General features: G+C 65.8%; 17 protein-coding genes. 8 read left to right on the plus strand and 9 right to left on the minus strand.

The genetic code is table 11. From position 1 onward, the window contains the following. Positions 1-96 precede the first annotated feature (96 nt). Together JOF54_RS19195 and JOF54_RS19200 are read right to left on the minus strand one after the other, a co-directional pair. A complete protein-coding gene (locus JOF54_RS19195) occupies positions 97-303 on the minus strand; it encodes a hypothetical protein (protein WP_210058796.1) in 207 nt (68 codons plus the stop codon). Between the two features lie 365 nt (positions 304-668). Continuing rightward, the gene (locus JOF54_RS19200; protein ID WP_210058798.1) at positions 669-866 is read right to left on the minus strand and encodes a hypothetical protein; all 198 of its coding nucleotides are present in this window, start codon (positions 864-866) and stop codon (positions 669-671) included. A gap of 364 nt (positions 867-1230) precedes the next feature. Here JOF54_RS19200 and JOF54_RS19205 point away from each other — a divergent pair, with 364 nt between their 5' ends. The 4 genes from JOF54_RS19205 to JOF54_RS19220 all read left to right on the plus strand — a co-directional run bounded on the left by JOF54_RS19205 (position 1231) and on the right by JOF54_RS19220 (position 4068). After that, positions 1231-2136 carry an NADP-dependent oxidoreductase gene (locus JOF54_RS19205; RefSeq protein WP_210058800.1) on the plus strand — a complete coding sequence of 302 codons (906 nt, stop codon included), beginning with the start codon at positions 1231-1233 and terminating at the stop codon, positions 2134-2136. Between the two features lie 12 nt (positions 2137-2148). Then, positions 2149-2634, plus strand: coding sequence for a MarR family winged helix-turn-helix transcriptional regulator (locus JOF54_RS19210; RefSeq protein ID WP_210058802.1), 486 nt, complete (start codon positions 2149-2151; stop codon positions 2632-2634). Continuing rightward, the gene (locus JOF54_RS19215; protein WP_210058804.1) at positions 2631-3563 is read left to right on the plus strand and encodes an SDR family oxidoreductase; all 933 of its coding nucleotides are present in this window, start codon (positions 2631-2633) and stop codon (positions 3561-3563) included. Before JOF54_RS19210 ends, JOF54_RS19215 begins: the two co-directional genes overlap by 4 nt. Before the next feature lie 142 nt (positions 3564-3705). Beyond that, a complete protein-coding gene (locus JOF54_RS19220) occupies positions 3706-4068 on the plus strand; it encodes a hypothetical protein (protein WP_245358215.1) in 363 nt (120 codons plus the stop codon). A gap of 298 nt (positions 4069-4366) precedes the next feature. Here JOF54_RS19220 and JOF54_RS19225 read toward each other — a convergent pair whose 3' ends face one another. Continuing rightward, a complete protein-coding gene (locus tag JOF54_RS19225) occupies positions 4367-4738 on the minus strand; it encodes a hypothetical protein (RefSeq protein WP_210058807.1) in 372 nt (123 codons plus the stop codon). A 1874-nt stretch (positions 4739-6612) separates the two neighbouring features. Between JOF54_RS19225 and JOF54_RS19230 the strand changes: the two genes are divergently transcribed. Then, a complete protein-coding gene (locus tag JOF54_RS19230) occupies positions 6613-7149 on the plus strand; it encodes a hypothetical protein (RefSeq protein WP_210058809.1) in 537 nt (178 codons plus the stop codon). A gap of 232 nt (positions 7150-7381) precedes the next feature. Further along, entirely contained in the window at positions 7382-8263 is an 882-nt protein-coding gene (locus JOF54_RS19235) for a hypothetical protein (protein ID WP_210058811.1), read from the plus strand. A 174-nt stretch (positions 8264-8437) separates the two neighbouring features. Here the strand turns inward: JOF54_RS19235 and JOF54_RS19240 are convergent, their stop codons facing one another. Further along, the gene (locus JOF54_RS19240; protein ID WP_210058813.1) at positions 8438-9328 is read right to left on the minus strand and encodes an Rv1352/Rv1906c domain-containing protein; all 891 of its coding nucleotides are present in this window, start codon (positions 9326-9328) and stop codon (positions 8438-8440) included. Positions 9329-9589: 261 nt separating this feature from the next. On the opposite strand from JOF54_RS19240, the gene pip reads away from it, so the two are divergent. Further along, complete coding sequence (gene pip, locus JOF54_RS19245; RefSeq protein WP_210058815.1) at positions 9590-10549, plus strand: prolyl aminopeptidase; 960 nt, start codon at positions 9590-9592, stop codon at positions 10547-10549. A gap of 643 nt (positions 10550-11192) precedes the next feature. On the opposite strand, the gene JOF54_RS19250 is transcribed toward pip, so the two are convergent. From JOF54_RS19250 to JOF54_RS19265, 4 genes are all read right to left on the minus strand, one after another. After that, positions 11193-11759: a GNAT family N-acetyltransferase gene (locus JOF54_RS19250; RefSeq protein WP_210058817.1), complete on the minus strand. Its 567-nt coding sequence runs from the start codon at positions 11757-11759 to the stop codon at positions 11193-11195. 228 nt (positions 11760-11987) lie between these two features. Then, the gene (locus tag JOF54_RS19255) at positions 11988-12842 is read right to left on the minus strand and encodes a hypothetical protein (protein ID WP_210058819.1); all 855 of its coding nucleotides are present in this window, start codon (positions 12840-12842) and stop codon (positions 11988-11990) included. A gap of 238 nt (positions 12843-13080) precedes the next feature. Then, positions 13081-13761 carry a hypothetical protein gene (locus JOF54_RS19260; protein ID WP_210058821.1) on the minus strand — a complete coding sequence of 227 codons (681 nt, stop codon included), beginning with the start codon at positions 13759-13761 and terminating at the stop codon, positions 13081-13083. Positions 13762-13786: 25 nt separating this feature from the next. After that, positions 13787-14140: a PadR family transcriptional regulator gene (locus tag JOF54_RS19265; protein ID WP_210058823.1), complete on the minus strand. Its 354-nt coding sequence runs from the start codon at positions 14138-14140 to the stop codon at positions 13787-13789. 766 nt (positions 14141-14906) lie between these two features. On the opposite strand from JOF54_RS19265, the gene JOF54_RS22160 reads away from it, so the two are divergent. After that, on the plus strand, positions 14907-15473 hold the full coding sequence (locus tag JOF54_RS22160; RefSeq protein WP_372443499.1) for a DUF6434 domain-containing protein: 567 nt from the start codon (positions 14907-14909) through the stop codon (positions 15471-15473). 221 nt (positions 15474-15694) lie between these two features. Here the strand turns inward: JOF54_RS22160 and JOF54_RS19270 are convergent, their stop codons facing one another. Continuing rightward, the gene (locus JOF54_RS19270; RefSeq protein ID WP_210058825.1) at positions 15695-16009 is read right to left on the minus strand and encodes a hypothetical protein; all 315 of its coding nucleotides are present in this window, start codon (positions 16007-16009) and stop codon (positions 15695-15697) included. Positions 16010-16101 lie beyond the last annotated feature (92 nt).

Raw genomic sequence — 16101 nt, forward strand, 5'->3', positions numbered from 1 at the left:
GAGGTCGGCCGCCTGCGTCAGTGACCGACCCTCGTGCGGGGCACGTCAGTGACCGACCCTCGTGCGTAGCCCGTCAGTGGACGAGGGCGTCGGCGCTTACTCGACCTCACGAAGCTGGTCCAGCAAGCCGTTGATCTGGGATCCGAGGGCGCGCGCTGCCTCGCGCGACTCTCCTAGCCTGGTCTGGAACTCCCAGTCCTCGACTGCCTCCAAGGACTCGTTGAGCGAGTTTGCGATCAAGGCAAGCTCGTCTCGTGTCGCCGCGATCACGACCTGCCGAGCGTCGATCTCGGTCGAGTCCACCCACCGAGGATCCAAACGAAGCAGCTTCATAAGGAGCTCAAGGTAAAGCAGTCCGAGCACCCGGCCGCCCGTGGGTCTAGGTGAAGCCTCGTGTGGAGCACGTCAGTGACCGACCCTCGTGCGGAGCACGTCAGTGACCGACCCTCGTGCGGAGCACGTCAGTGACCGACCCTCGTGCGGAGCACGTCAGTGACCGACCCTCGTGCGGAGCACGTCAGTGACCGACCCTCGTGCGGAGCACGTCAGTGACCGACCCTCGTGCGGAGCACGTCAGTGACCGACCCTCGTGCGGAGCACGTCAGTGACCGACCCCGTGTGAGACGCGGTCAGAGCGACCGCTGAGTGCTGGGCCTACTCCACGCAAGTTAGTTGGCATCGCGCCGATTGGACAGCACCAGTGAGAGCGCGAAGACCTCGGTGAAGGCGAGCCCGGCCATCCCTCCTGCTCCTAACCAGTCTTGCTGGATGATGTTGACGATCAGGAGAGCTACGGCCAAGACCAATCCGAAGCCGAACAGCCAGAGCCAAGCGGCATGCTTGGGGACAGAGCGGCTACGGGGCACGAGTTCACCCTACTGACGGCAAACGTGCCTCGAGACTGATCTGTCGGAGGCACGTCAGTGGCCGACCCTCGTGCGCGACGTGCGCAAGGACCATGGACCTCAGCCGGTTCGTCACCATCCCATTCAGTCACGGCCGGCTCTACGGTCGGCGCAGGGTTGGCGGCGTACATGGGAAGGAACCACCCGCCAGGCTCAGGCCAGCAACCCGTCTGGCGTCGGGCTGCCGGCCGCAGCAAACCCGCCACCGCTCCGGGCGGGAGGGGGTCTCGGGCATCTTGTGGCCACAGATAGTTGGCTAGCCACACAAGCAGGTGATAGTCTGTGGCTAGCCACATAATCGGTGGTCTGAGTAGAGGGACTATTGATGAAAGCCGTTCAGTTCGAGGAGTTCGGAGGACCCGAGGTCCTGCACATCGTTGACCGTGAGGTCCCCCAGCCGGGGCCTGGCCAGGTCCGCGTCCGCGTCCAGGCGGCGGGAGTTAACCCACTCGACGGGAAGATCCGCTCGGGTGCGCTGCAAGCCCTGTTCCCCACGACGCTACCGGTCGTTCCCGGTTTCGAGCTCGCGGGCGTCGTGGATGCCGTCGGGGAGGAGGTGGAGGAGCTGAGCGTAGGTGATGAGGTGTTCGGCTGGTCGGACACCGGCGCCTACGCCGAGTTCGCGTTGGTGACCGCCATGGCCGTTAAGCCCTCCGGACTGGACTGGGCCAGTGCAGCCGCCCTTCCCGTGGCGAGCGAGGCCGCCGAGCGCGTCCTGGACCTGCTGGGCATCAAGGCTGGTGAGACGTTGCTGGTGCACGGCGCCTCCGGGGCCGTGGGAACTCTGGCGGTGCAACTGGCCGTGGAGCGCGGAGCTCGGGTGGTTGGTACGGCCGGCCCGGACAACCTCGATCGCGTCGCCGGTCTTGGTGCGACCGCGACGACCTACGGTCCGGGTCTGGTCGACCGCGTCCGGGCACTTGCCCCGGAGGGTGTGGATGCCGTCTTCGACGTCGCGGGCAAGGGCGCTCTCGAGGACTCCATCGCCCTGCGTGGCAGCACCGACCGGATCATCACCATCGCCGACTTCCGGGCCCGTGAGCTGGGCATCACCTTCGCCAGCGGCCCCGGGCAGCGCTCCGCCGTCCGCCTGGGTGCTGTCGGACGCGCTGTCGCGGCCGGCGACATCAGCGTGGTCGTCACGACCTACCCGCTCGAGAGGGCTGTAGAAGCCCAGCAGCTCAGCGACGGGGGCCACTCCCGCGGCAAGCTCATCCTCCTGGTCAGCTGAGGGAAAGCCCGCATGGCTGAGAAAGACGACCTCCTGCTGTTCGACGAGGGCCGGGTGAGCCACGTGATCTTCCAGCTGGCTCGCGCGCACCGCGGCTACGCCGCCACCCTGCTGCGACAGCTCGGACTGCATCCCGGCCAGGAGCTGATCTTGATGCATCTCTTCGCCAGGGACGCCCAGACCCAGTCCGAACTGCTCGCAAGCATCGGTCTCGACCACTCGACACTGTCCAAAGCGCTGCGCCGCATGCAAGAGGCCGGGCTCCTCACCCGGGAGCCGGCCACACACGACCGACGCGTCCTCGTCGTGCGCCTCACCCACCAGGGCCAAGCCATGCGCGGCCCCATCAAGGACATGTGGCACACCCTGGAGGCGACCACCCTGCAGAACCTCTCACCCCAGCAAGCCCAGGCCTTGACCGACTCCGCTCAGGCCGTCATCGACGCGATCAACGGCCAAACCCACCTGCCTGACCCGACCAGAGATGAGCCATCGTGACCACCACACCCCGACCCCCCACCCGCCCCATCCTTGTCGTCGGAGCAACAGGCTTCCTCGGCGGGAAGGTCGTTGACGCTTTGCTTGCCCGCGGAAAGGACGTCAGAGCCCTCGTCCGGCCGAGCACCGACGCCACGCAGCTCGAGGCCCAAGGAGTGGTGATCGCTCGCGGCAACATGCTCGACCTCGACTCCCTCACAGCAGCGATGACCGACGCGGACGCGGTCATCTCCACCGCGGCGGGCTACACCCGAGGCGGCCGCGACGCGGCAGACGTCGACACCGTCGGTAACGCCAACCTCGCCGAGGCAGCCTCCCGGACCGGCATCCGGCGGTTCGTCCTCACCAGCATCCTCACCAGCGACCAGACACCAGGGGTCCCGCACTTCTGGCACAAGAAGATCGCCGAGGACGAGCTCGAACGGCGAGGGGTGCCGTTCGTGGCCCTGCGACCCGGCGCCTTCCTCGACCAGGTCGCCGTCATGGCCGGGAATCCCACCGCGAACGGCCGCCTCGGCTGGTTGGGCAAGCCGACCGTTCCCCTGACCTTCGTGCACACCTCCGACCTGGCAGCGCACCTGGCCGCCGCCGTCGACGCCGACGTGTCCGACGGCGAACGTATCGACATCGGCTGGGACCGCCCGGTCAGCGTCCGTGAGGTCGCCCGGCTGATGGGTGACGCGGCCGGCCGGAAGATCACGGTCTGGGCCGTGCCCTCCGTCATCGGACGCGCAGCAGCCGCCGTCATTGGACGGCGCAAACCCATCGTGGCCGACATGACAGCCATGTTCCGCTGGTTTGACACCGGACGCTACGTCGCCGACACCACCCGCCAGGAGCAGCTGTTCGGGCCCGCCCCCACCGCCGAACGCACCGTCGCCCAGATCACCAACGAGCTGGCGAGCATGTCCACCACCAAGACACGCTGAACCAAGGCCGCCACCACCACCACCACTCGTCGCCACGACGATCTGCCAGGTCTGACCGCACGGCCGCAGCATCATCGGACCAACGCTTGACCAACAAACTCTCGCACCAGGAGCGGAAGCCAACAACATGACGAAAATCCTCATGATCGGGATCGAGGCCAAAGCCCTCGACTACAGCAAACTGCCCCCCGGCCTCGACGAAGCCACCATGACGGCACTGATCGAAGCAGGCTTCAGCGCCACCAGAGCCGCCGGGTTCGACGCCGCCAACTGCCTCATCGGCACCGCGCCGGACGAAGCAGAGATTCAGATCCGCGAAGCCTTCAACGCGGAGAACTTTGGCCTCGTGATGATCGGTGGTGGGATCAGGATCATCCCCGATTACACCAAACTCTTCGAGCGAATCATCAACGTCTGCAACTCGGAGGCCCCGGGAGTCACCTTCTGCTTCAACACGTCCCCCGACACGACCCTGGACGCCCTGAGGCGTCACGTCCAGGTCTAGGACGCAAACGCGCGCAGTCAATCCTCGTGCGGAGCACGTCGGTGGACGACCCTCGTGCGGGGCACGTCAGTGGGCGCCCCTCGTGCGGGGCACGTCAGTGGACGACCCTCGTGCGGAGCACGTCAGTGACCGACCCTCGTGCGGGGCACGGCAGTGGCCGACCCTCGTGCGGGGCACGTCAGTGGCCGACTCTCGTGCGGGGCACGTCGGTGGGCGACCCTCGTGCGGGACGCCAGGCCGTCGCGCCGACTGCAACCTGTGTGCGCGCTGCAGCGACCTCAGGACGGCACGCAGATGCTTAGTTGACGTGGTCCGCGTTGTCCTGGAGTGAGTCTTGTGGCTGGATGCGGAAGGCCTCGAGCCGTTCGTGAGTGACGAGTTCGGTCACGAGCTGCTCGGAGCCACCGACAAGGGTGGAGTCGAAGTCGATTTCTGTGGCCACGCACCAGGATCGGTCGGTCGGCCAGAAGATATTCGGTGACTGCGGCTCGAACCAGTCCGGGGTGATCTGGTCACCAACGCGAGTGGCGGCCTCAAGCGGTCCGCGGCCCAGCAGGTACTCGCGGGCAGCCAGGCGTACGAGTTGGTCAGCGGCCAGGACGTCGTCAGGGAAGGCGGGTGGGACGGGCTCCGATTCCGACAGTCCGGCGGACTCGTCGAACTGGAGCAAGACCGCTGAGGGACTACCGTGGATCCAGCCGTAGCCCGACCAAAGGCAAAACCAGCATTCTGCGGCCGTGGTGGTGTGCCGGCGCAACACCGTCACCAGATCCGCCAGCGCCTCGGGGTCAAGGTTGCCTATGTCGGGGCCGGAGGTGCGCCACCATGGCCTCGTGCTTCCTCTTCGGGGTGCCAGGAGGTGCCATTGAGCAAGTGCGTGGATCTGCGTGCCCGCCGCCTCCGCTACTGCAGCCCAGGAGGTGGACGGTTGATCCTCTTGCTCGACCGGGTGGAGGACTCGTGCGTATGCCTCGAAGCCCGCCGGGACTACTCCGGTCACGTGACCCCATCGGCCCGTGAGCCGAGTGGTTAGCCAAGATGCCTCAGCCGAATCCTGCCCGAACACGGGTGCTGACTCATGGGTCACCGGTGAGGTCCTCCTGGGGGATGCAGCAGATGTCAGAGACTCTGACAGGATCCGGTTAATTCGAGGACAAGTGCAGTGGCCGACCCCGTACGGACCACGTCAGTGACCGACCGTCGTGCGGGACGCACGGCAGTAGCCGACCGTCTTGTGAGGCACGCAGTGGCCGACCTTGGTTGGCCTGTTGCTCTTGGGTATCTGGCTGATCACCTACACCAACGATCAAGACCCGGCTGTGGAAGAGTCGCTGGAGTCGCGTAGTCGCCCGTCAGGGGAAAGGCAGGCTGTGGCTGACCTGGTCTCGGTTAGCGGCGGTAGCTGAGAGAGGGCTGCTGAAGCGCGGGCGGGTAGGAGCCATTCGAGGGCCGCGCTAGCCAGCGCCTCGCTACGGGCGGTGGGCGATCAGCACCCCTAGAATCCCGTCATGGACTCGTGGCACTCGGGCGCTTGGTCAGATCGCGCTACTGGTGATAAGGGTCCGTGGGTCCGGTGGTTGCCGCTGGCTTGGGCGGCAGCAGCTGATCCAGATGGGCGGCACACACCGCCGCCCGACCCTCATAAGGCGAAGCGCTCCGACCAGCTCATTGCATGGTGGGCGCCGCTGCTACAGCTCACCACATATGGTCTCGGCTGGGCGTTTCCAATGAGAGGTCTTGCCCGATGGGACCAGCTCGGCCGGCCGACTGACGATGCTGTGCTAGCAACCGTCCAGCGTTGGTGGGGACCTCGCCTAGCCGACATCCTCGCTTGGGGTCAGGAGTTCACACCTGGACTGAAGGATGCACCCGACCTCGCCAACGTCTCTGGGCAGCCCAAGACGCCTCCCAGAGGTTCCCTGTTCCACCCCTACTCCGGCCGCCTACATGATCGTGAGTGGCAGGAGGTTTGGGAACAGCCTGGCTCGGGCAAATTCCATAGCTGGCTCCATGCGGCACCGCCGTTGTGGCCGCCGCAGGATCAGTCCCCAATGCCAACGATGCGCGGCCGCGACTCGGCCGGCGCACCGGCTGAGGCGCTCGTCTTAGACGGCTACCTTGGCTGGTACCGGCGTCTCCTTATTAGCGGCCCCGGAAACCCGACTGGTGCAAGCCGCCGAGTTGACGTGATCGTTCGACCTCTCGGATGGCTCGGCACTTATCGATGCTCCCGCATAACCAATCTGTGGTTCAGGTGTCGCCACCACCTACACCTTCTCGGTAACGAGCCATACCAGAACCAAGGCTGACAGACCGTCACGGTATCGCCGGCACAGTCTAGGGCGGCAGTTCCACTACCGAGGCCTCGGAGGCCCGCTAGGTGACTAGCCTCGAGCATCTTGACGCGCTTGATCATCGATCAGAGACCCGTACCGACCTCAGGGGGCATACTTCAGCAGCAGGCATACTTGGGTATCACCGGATGTGGAAGCGCAGTTGCGCACTTCCTGGCCCGTCGGGGGTGCCGGCTGTTAGCGTCGGACCGTGCTGCGGAAGACGCTCATCCTTGACGATATTTTCGACGCCACGCTGGGCTGGCCCTACCCAATCCATCAAGTACCGCTTGAACGTCTCGCCGCTCCAGACGGCAGCCCTTACTACCAACTCCGGGTCGACGGAGTCAACGTCTTCGTCATTGAACAGACCGAGTGGGCGGACGAGAATCGGCGCTCAGACATATCGGCATCACGGCTCTGCGTCATCGTGCCGACCGACTTCGAGAACATGGACGCGGTCGAACTGCTGTTAGGCAACGCAGACACTCATGGCTTGCCCGGCTGGAGTGTTGACGAGGACGGCGACATCGTCCTGACCCACGCCCTTCCATTCTCGGAAAACTTTCCCGTCGACTGGTTACGCAAGCAGATGCTCGTGTCCATCGGACTCGCCGTCGAAGGGGTCCGCGAGGTCGCGGCGGTCATCGTCGAAGGGGATGAAGGACGAACGGCACGGCGTTGGACGAATGCTCGTGAGGTCGCCTCGGTGGCAGGGTCCTTCGCTAGAGCGTTCGTCCTACTCTGACGGCGCCAGCCCTCTGCGGGGACGCCTGCAGTGGCCAACCTCGGACGCCAAGCAAGCAGCAACCGACCCGTCGCGCCTACGCATGCAGCAGCCGACACTCGTGAGGAGCACGTCAGTGGCCGACCCTCGTGCGGGGCACGTCAGTGGACGACCCTCCCAGAGCGCGTAGTCGCTCGCCGAAGGGCACGGCAGTCGCTCGATCTGAGCCTCGGTCCTCTGGCAGGCTCCGAGCATGGCTCCTTCGACCACGATCACACTTCACCCGCGCATGTCGGACGGCAGCAGGATCGGAGCCGGCAGCACCGACATGATGGGCCCGACCGATCCTCAGCACAAGACGATCAGCGACCCCGACGTATGGGTCAGTGAGGTCCTCGACCACGGGACAGGCTTGTGGGGCTTCGCCGACGTAAGGCCAATCTTGACTCCAGCCGACCTCTCCATGCCTGCCGACGAAGACGCCGGACGTGTGCTCACGACTCGCATGACGATGTTCGGACTGGACGCAGATGGCCTTCTGACTTTCGGCGGCGACCAGCAGTTGCGGTGGTCGGAGCTGGTCCGAGCCTCAGAGGCTGGGTTGATCCCCGGCGACATCACCAACATGGTCATCTATGTGGATCGTGGGGCAGCGGGCGGCGGCGCGCACGAGGTCTATGAGCTCATCGACTTCCTGTTCTCTGAGCGCAACCTGGAGTACGCCGAACACCTGAAGGGCGTCTACGGCGCCGTCGCGCTCTACATTCTCCGCAAGCCCCTCATGGCTCTACCAAAGGCTCGCATCCGCTACCTCGCTCGTCAGTTTCGCAAACGAGGCATCACGGGGTCGGCACTCATGTTCTGGGTCGACAAGCACAGCAAGCGCTGGGACGTCGATCGCCTCGCTGCCATCTTGGCGCTGACCGAAGCCGAGACTCGGGCGCTGCTAAGCGAGCTGGGCTACGAGTCCGACGAGCATGGTCTGTTCACACGGTCGGCCGACCCCGAGCTGGTGGCTCGACGGCAAGCAGTCTTCATAAACTCGGTGCAGTCGCCTGATACGTCTCTTGGTGACCCCATCGTGCTCGGGGGTGAAGATCCGTGGTGGGAGGACGAGGAGGACGAGGACCTCTAGCTCCCTAGGGCTCCGAGACTGATCAGTGCGGTTCACGTCAGTGGGCGACCCTCGTGCCAGACGCACGGCAGTATCCGACCCTCGTGCGGGACGTACGCGTTGGCCACCCCCTCAGTGAGCCGCGCTGGCATCGACCGACGCTGGCACCGTACCGGGCAGATGCTCAGGGGGCTTTCACTGGCGGACCCAGGGCGTGCAGCCGTTGGTCTCGAACGCGCCGTCAGACTTACTGATGGTTACCACCGCGGATCCTTCCGTGATGTTGTTGGCGATGATGCTGTCAGCTTCGCCGGTGTCGTCTTTGAGTCGAGCCCAGTAACAACTGCTGCCATCCGACGCTCGCGCCTTGTAGCGACCAGGTCGGATGTCGTCGTTAACGATGAAGGTGCCCTCACCGATCGTCGCTGCCTCGGTTGACTCGCGACTACTAGCCTGGTCGCTTCTACTCGTTGAGGGTTGTTGAGCAAGCCTGTCTGCGTCCCAAACGGCCTTATCGCCGACCCCGTTCTCATAAGTGACCTCGCCGATGTCACTCCTACTTCGGAAGGGGATCCATCCCGAAGCGCAGTCTCCCACCGCATACGTGTCGGTCTTCGGGAACAACTTCCGGGGCGTCGCGGCGCCAAGCTGCGCATCAAGGGTGCTGTCGCCGGCTCGCACCGACCACGGATCCCAACTGATGCGCGTCCGATCTCCCTGCGGGTTCGGCGGCAAGCTTCGGACGCACACGGTTGCTAGTACCGCAACCTGAGTGCTTGAAAGTCGGTCGACCTGGCTTACCGCCACCTTGAAGTGCTTGAAGACGGCGCTGCTGCCAGGACTCGCCGCTCTCCGAGGGTCAGCCTTCTTCTTTGTGCTCGGTTTGGGAGAGGCAGGGGGTGACACTGTCGTGGAGGCGGGTGTCTGCTGCTGAGCGCGCTTCGAACTTGGGGACGGTGCCGCTTCCGGCGTTTCAACGCTCGCTGCGACGCATCCGGTCAGGCTGATAGTGGTCAGCAGGCCGAAGCCCGCCAGGCGGGCGACTACCCATCGGCGCTGTCGGGGCGTCATTCCCGGTGACTTCACAGGAGGACGCTACGGGCCCCAGCTCGTCCGCGCGGACGAAACGGCGCTTCTCGATCTAGGCAGACAGCTCCAGGCTGAGGCGCCTCGGCGGCATCGCGGGGCATGCGCGCAAGCCGACTCTCGTGCGCAGCAGGTCAGTGGTCGACCCTCGTGCGCGACGCACCGAAGTACCCACATCCGGTGCAGACGCCGGAATTAGCCGCGCCTCTGCTGTGACGACAACCCTGCCGTCGGTTGGGTCCAGGGCGATAGGTTCCGGGAATGCCGCATCCCCGGATCGAGCCGTATGCCTCGGGACTGCTGACGGTTGACGACGGTGACCAGATCTACTGGGAGACCTCGGGCAACCCAGACGGCAAGCCTGTCCTTCACCTGCACGGCGGACCCGGTAGCGGCCTGGGACGCGGGGGCTACCGGCGCAACTTCGACCCGGAAAGACACCTCATCATCGGCATCGACCAGCGGGGCTGCGGGCGCAGTCGCCCCCGGGCCATCGAGGCACTCGACCGGTTGCACCTCAACACCACTCAACGACTGATCCGCGACCTTGAGGCAGTCCGGCAGCATCTGCAGGTCGACTCCTGGCTGGTGACGGGAGTGTCGTGGGGGTCGACGCTGGCACTCGCGTACGCGTTGGCGGTTCCGGCGAGGGTTACGCAGTTAGCGCTCGTGGCCGTGACCACCACCAGCCGGGAAGAGACGCAGTGGATCACCGAAGGCGTGGGGCGGATCTTTCCGGAGGCCTGGGACCGGTTCGATCGGGCATCCGGCCGTCGCGGCGGTGAGCGGGTCGTGGAGGCGTACGCGCGCAGGCTGGCCGGGGCTGACCCGGCAGATCGAGCGCAGGCCGCTCTCGACTGGGACGAGTGGGAGAGCACGCACATCTCGCTCGATCCGCTCTGGACCCCCGACCAGCGACGCCCCGACCCCGTGCAGCGGGAGACGTTCGCCACGCTCGTGACCCACTACTGGGCCAATGACGCCTTCCTCAGCGGTGACGCCGCCATCCGCCGACGGGTCAGCGAGATCGGACACATCCCGGCCGTGCTCATCCACGGACGGCACGACGTCAGCGGACCCGCGATTACACCCTGGCAGCTCCACCAACAGTGGCCGGCCAGCCGGCTGATGATCGTTGAATCCGAAGGACACGGGGGCCCGGAGTCGATGGAGCAACTGCGCTTGGCGGTTGACGCTTGGTCCGCGACCACCCAGCCCTAGTAACCAAGCCTCGTGCGGGGCACGTCAGTGGTCGACCCTCGTGCGGAGCACGTCAGTGGACGACCCTCGTGCGGAGCACGTCAGTGGACGACCCTCGTGCGGGGCACGTCAGTGACCGACCCTCGTGCGGGACCGCTTGCGCTCAGCTGGTGCGACGACGAAGCACCTCAGTGATCGCGAGGCAGACCGCGGCGAGAACTGTGGAGGCAGCGAGGAAGGGAAGCCAGACCAAGAGCGGATCTGGCTTGTTCCGAAGGAGAAGACCAACGGCCAGGCAAACGGCAGCAGCGACGGTCGTCAGCAGCCAGTAACGTCGGCTCCCGTCCAGCCCCCTACCTGTGCGGTAGCTGAAGGCAACAGCTAGTGCAGCTAGCAAAGCCGCCAGGACAAGAGCGACGCCGACACCTCCGCCGAAGGCAGCGGAGAGCAGGCCACCGATGAATGCGCCGAGCATCAGGCCATTGGCTACAGCGAGGGCCAGACGGAGCCCGCTACGGTCACGGCTACTAGTTCCGGTTACGGAAGCAGTATGAGCGAGGCCTCAGCGGACCGGGGACGCTTCGCGTATCGGGGCGAAGGACACCACCATGCTGGTATCGCGCAGTAGCCGACCCTCATGCGGAGCACGTCAGTGGACGACGGCCTACCGGGACACCTCGCGCAGGAACTGTCTGCAGACGTATACGCGGTCGAACTGGGAGCGGAGCTCGGTCTCGTGCTCGATGCTCGCGTGGGAGAACGCGAGCACCGGCGGCGTTAGCGGCGGCGGTGCTGTGAAGCCGGCATCGGTGCTGTCGCCGTCCTTGTAGACGTGGAGGTAGCGGTACGCCTCGCGGAAGCCCTGCAGCTGGTACCAGTTGAGGGCGGCATGGTCTTCCCGGGTCCACGCGTCCAGGGTGGTCACGTGATCGGGCAGTTCGTCGATTGCGGCGGCCAGCAAGCGTGATGCGATGCCCCCACGTTGATGGTCAGGGTGCACGGCGATGGAGTCGATGGTGGCGGCGCTGTCGTCGATCTCGATGTCGATGAGGCCGACGACTTGGCCGTTCAGGTCGGCGACAAGGCGGATGGCGGGCAACTCGAAGCTGGTGCGGACGGTGTGAACGTCGTCGTAGTAGCAGGTGTCGAAGAACGACAGCAGCCGGCAGAGCAGCCATTCGCGCTCGTCAGCGGGCTGGTAGGGACGGATCGTGAGAGGGGTGGCGGACATAGTTCTCCTGGTGGCGCTGGAGGTAGTGCGCGCAAGGACGCTCGAGGTTGCGAGGTCACGCCCGGGCGAGGTTCACAGCCTCACGGTAACCAGCGATCGGCGACCGGGACAGCTTGGGTGGACTTCGAGGCGGAAGCTCTAGGGACGCATGCAGTGGCCGAGCCTCGTGCGAGACCTTGCTGAGCGTCGGTGGGAGGGGTTGACCGGCGCCTCGGTGGGTTCGGATGGCTAGGTGACGAGGGCGGTGAGGGCTTTCAGGCCGGTGCTGTCGCCGGCATCCCAGCTCGCGATGAGGGTGGCTAGGGGTGCCGGGAGGAGGGCGTCAAGAGTGCGTCGGGCTGAGGTGGCGGCCAGCAGCCACGCGTGGGCCTCTTCAGGGTCGGCGTCGGGCCGGAGTAGGGCGAGTACACGGACTCCGCTGCGGTCGGACTCGTCTCGTACGTCGATGACAGGTGCCGCCGGCCTTAGTGCGAGGTGCGGCTCGCCAGAGAGGTAGCGACGAGGCATCGACGATTCACCGTCGTGGGGTTGAGTCCGTCCGGCGAGTTCGTTGACGAGGTCGTTGATGGCGACACCGTAGGGGGTCTCGGTGATGATGACGCGGTCACCGCCTGGGTCAGGATGAGGCCCGGTGCTGAGGTGCCAACCGCCTTCAGTGGACGAAGGGGCTGGCGGCGGTCGCATCGGCTTTTGTTGCATCCGTTCCGTGTGCACTGTCGAGGACAGGGTCACTTGGACGAGCCGGCCGGCCGCTAGCCCGTTGAGGTCGCCCGACACCCTTCCGCCGGTTGGTGGGGCCGGTGCCAAATTCACTGGGTCACGGTCCCGCAGGGCTCCGAGCATGGCTTGGGGCAGATAGGGCGGTTGCAGCCCGCCGCGGTACCAGCTGCCATCGACCAGACCCAAAGGGACAGGACCTAGCAAGCCATTCTCGGCGGCGATCGCTAGCTCTCCGTAAGGGCTGAGGCTGATCTCGGTGTAGTCCCAGCCAGCAGGCGGGTCGCCGGCTTGGCTGCCCCAATTTCCGTGGCCGGTGAGAAGGGGAAGATGTCGGCGCCAGGGGGCGATGAGGTCCTGCACCATGGTTAGTGCTGCGCGTGGGCCGATGAGCCCAGCCCGGTCGAGAGCGTGCAGGAGAAGGTGTGTGCGGACCGGCTGTGAGTCTGCAGTCTGAGCAACCAGACGCAATACCTCAACCTCAACTTCGAGTAAACCCGTTCTCCCGCTCATCTGCACACGCTCGAACGCACCTCGCGCGGGCATCCGGTGGTCGACACGCCTGCGATCGCGAGAGTCGAGGTCAGTATCGGCTCAGGCGCGGTCATCGTGTCTGCCGACGGATGGTGTAGCGGGTGGCCAGGTGACGGGCCAAGACTGGCGTCGCTGCGAAGGCTGCGGCGGTGGTGATGGCCATGACTTGGATGAAGGGTCCCTCGGTGTCGGAGATGGTGGCGATGATGATGTCGAGGACTAGCGCTGTGATCGCGCCGACGGGCAGCAGGGCGAACAGCCAGCGCGCGGTGGACGCCGCACGGGGGTCGCCTCCACGGTGGAGTGCTGCCCAGCAGGCCAGTGGGGCGAGCAGCCAGGAGACGATGGTTGAGTTGATGACGACGGCCAGCCAGATGGCGGTGCTGGTGATGAATGGTGCGCCGGGGACGACGGTTTGGACCGTTTGGTCGGTGATGATCACTGCAGAACCGACCAGCACACTGACCAGAGTGAGTGGGGTCAGCAACCCGATTCGGAGGGCCCGCCCGGACGCCTGCTGCTCGTGGGCCCATTGCCGCAACGTCGTTGTCGGGTCGTCGCCGAGGACGGTTGAGGGCTGTTGACCGGCATCGGCTGCGGCGACCAGCTCGGCGTGCAGCTCGTCGCTGAGGCGGCCGCGGTCGCCTGCGAGGACACCGGCTCTGCGCCATGTGCGCCTGGCTCGGCGCAACAGTGGCCGCAGCGCCTGGTCGTTGACGGTGCGCGGCGGCGCCTGTTCCACAGTGGCCATGCGTGGTCTCCTGACCGGGTAGGGGCTATGAACCCAAGTTGGGGGAGGGCGGGGACTGGCAGAGGACGCGGTCGACCGCTGCGGTGATTGACTCCCACTCGAGGTGACCTTCAACAAGAACTCGTCGGCCCTCGGCGGTGAGGGCGTAGTACTTGCGTGCCGGTCCCCGCTCGGAGGGGCGCAGCTCGGTCTTCACCAGTCCCTGACGCTCGAGACGGGCGAGCAACGGGTAAACCGAGCCCGGCGCCACTGGTAGCCCGAAGGCGCCGAGGCGCTCGCTCAGCTCGTACCCGTAGACCGCGCGGTCAGTCAGAAGGGCTAGCAGGCAGAGGTCGAGCACTCCCCGAAGGACGAGGCTGCTGCGTTCGACCGATGCCATGCAGAGCAAGGTACCCTGCAGTAGTCTTGCAGAGCAAGACATAACCTCGAAGAACCTTCGTGCGGGGCAGGTCAGTGGGCGACCCTCGTGCGAAGCACGTCAGTAGCCGACCCTCGTGCGGGACCGCTTGCGCTCAGCTGGTGCGACGACGAAGCACCTCAGTGATCGCGAGGCAGACCGCGGCGAGAACTGTGGAGGCAGCGAGGAAGGGAAGTCAGACCAAGAGCGGATCTGGCTTGTTCCGAAGGAGAAGACCAACGGCCAGGCAAACGGCAGCAGCGACGGTCGTCAGCAGCCAGTAACGTCGGCTCCCGTCCAGCCCCTTACCTGTGCGGTAGCTGAAGGCAACAGCTAGTGCAGCTAGCAAAGCCGCCAGGACAAGAGCGACGCCGACACCTCCGCCGAAGGCAGCGGAGAGCAGGCCACCGATGAATGCGCGAGCATCAGGCCGTTGGCTACAGCGAGGGCCAGACGGAGCCCGCTACGGTCACGGCTACTAGTTCCGGTTACGGAAGCAGTATGAGCGAGGCCTCAGCGGACCGGGGACGCTTCGCGTATCGGGGCGAAGGACACCACCATGCTGGTATCGCGCAGTAGCCGACCCTCATGCGGAGCACGTCAGTGGACGACCCTCGTGCGGAGCACGTCAGTGGACGACCCTCGTGCGGAGCACCTCAACGGCTGACCAGCTGCGGGAAGCGGCGTGGCTGCTGCGAGTGGTGCAAGAGCGTCAGAAATGTCAGTCAGAGGTGTCACGATTCTGGACATGACGGAGTCGCGCCCAACCCTCGACGAGCACCTGACGGGACCCGAGCTCCTGCGGTGGTACTGGCTCCGCAGCGAACTTGCGGCTCTGGCTCGATCGCTCAGGGTTCCGGCTCACGGAGGCAAGCACGAGCTCACGGCACGGCTCGTCGCTCATCTCGATCACGGCAGTCCGCCCCCGCCGGCCCCACGTCGCCGACCCGCGCCGCCCGCGTTACCTGAACCACTCACCGCCGCCACGACTATCCAGGCCGGGCAGCGCTGCACCCAGCAGCTGCGCCGCTACTTCACCGCCGTCCTCGGGCCCTCGTTCTCTTTCGACGCCGCCATGCGCGACTTCATCTCCGATGGGACAGGTCGGACCCTCGGCGACGCGATTACTCACTGGCACGCCACTCGATCGCGACCAGCGCCCCAGATTGGCAGCCAGTTTGAACTCAACGCCTTCATCAGAGACTGGCACCACCAACACCCAAAGGGATCACGCGCTCATGCACTTACGGCGTGGCGCATCTACCGCGCGCTTCCTGTTGATGCTCGTCCATCGGCCGGGGCCGGCACGCCGTAGGCCGACCCTCGTGCGGAGCACGTCAGTGACCAACCCTCGTGCGGGGCACGTCAGTGGACGACCCCCCGTGCGAGACGCGCATCAGCCGAAGCTCGTGCGGGACCGTGCAGCCATACGTCGCACCGCCGTGACCAGGCCGTCCGATCTGCGAGGCACGCAGGCGCAGGCCCGGACAGGGACGTGCATCCTGCCCAGCGCGCCACGTGCGCGAGCCTCTTCAGCTACTGCGTCTGAGGTCCGGAGCCCATTGCCTCGTCCCAGACCTCCTGCACCCGGCATCGGTACTTCCGCTTCTCGTCCTCGGTCAGTTCCCAAGGTTCCGGGATGTAGGCGTTCGCTGCCTCCTCCCAGGTGGGTGGCGGGAGCGTGCCGTCATCCATCAGGCTCTCGATTCGGCTATCGAGACGCCGGATCTCCAGACTGGCTTCCATCCCGGTGTAGGAGCGGGGCTGGTACTTCTCGCCAACCTTGAGGGTCATCTCCTCGATGGCCTGTAGCTGCCGCTTGGTAGCGGGGCCCTTCGGACTGCCCGTCATCCTCTCCTCCTGGTTGGCTCTGACTTGAGGCCGTACGTTGCCGACAGCAAGGGTCTCCGGCCTGCGGAACCCGCCCGAGCTTCGCAGCCTTC

The organism is Microlunatus capsulatus (assembly GCF_017876495.1).
Lineage (GTDB): Bacteria > Actinomycetota > Actinomycetes > Propionibacteriales > Propionibacteriaceae > Microlunatus > Microlunatus capsulatus.

Excerpts from the sequence above, each read along its gene's own strand:
- JOF54_RS19210 (WP_210058802.1), top strand. The coding sequence starts at position 2,149 with ATGGCTGAGAAAGACGACCTCCTGCTGTTCGACGAGGGCCGGGTGAGC.
- JOF54_RS19255 (WP_210058819.1), bottom strand. The coding sequence starts at position 12,842 with ATGGTGCAGGACCTCATCGCCCCCTGGCGCCGACATCTTCCCCTTCTC.
- JOF54_RS19220 (WP_245358215.1), top strand. The coding sequence starts at position 3,706 with ATGATCGGGATCGAGGCCAAAGCCCTCGACTACAGCAAACTGCCCCCC.
- JOF54_RS19265 (WP_210058823.1), bottom strand. The coding sequence starts at position 14,140 with ATGGCATCGGTCGAACGCAGCAGCCTCGTCCTTCGGGGAGTGCTCGAC.
- JOF54_RS19235 (WP_210058811.1), top strand. The coding sequence starts at position 7,382 with ATGGCTCCTTCGACCACGATCACACTTCACCCGCGCATGTCGGACGGC.
- pip (WP_210058815.1), top strand. The coding sequence starts at position 9,590 with ATGCCGCATCCCCGGATCGAGCCGTATGCCTCGGGACTGCTGACGGTT.
- JOF54_RS19205 (WP_210058800.1), top strand. The coding sequence starts at position 1,231 with ATGAAAGCCGTTCAGTTCGAGGAGTTCGGAGGACCCGAGGTCCTGCAC.
- JOF54_RS19270 (WP_210058825.1), bottom strand. The coding sequence starts at position 16,009 with ATGACGGGCAGTCCGAAGGGCCCCGCTACCAAGCGGCAGCTACAGGCC.
- JOF54_RS19250 (WP_210058817.1), bottom strand. The coding sequence starts at position 11,759 with ATGTCCGCCACCCCTCTCACGATCCGTCCCTACCAGCCCGCTGACGAG.
- JOF54_RS19260 (WP_210058821.1), bottom strand. The coding sequence starts at position 13,761 with ATGGCCACTGTGGAACAGGCGCCGCCGCGCACCGTCAACGACCAGGCG.
- JOF54_RS22160 (WP_372443499.1), top strand. The coding sequence starts at position 14,907 with ATGACGGAGTCGCGCCCAACCCTCGACGAGCACCTGACGGGACCCGAG.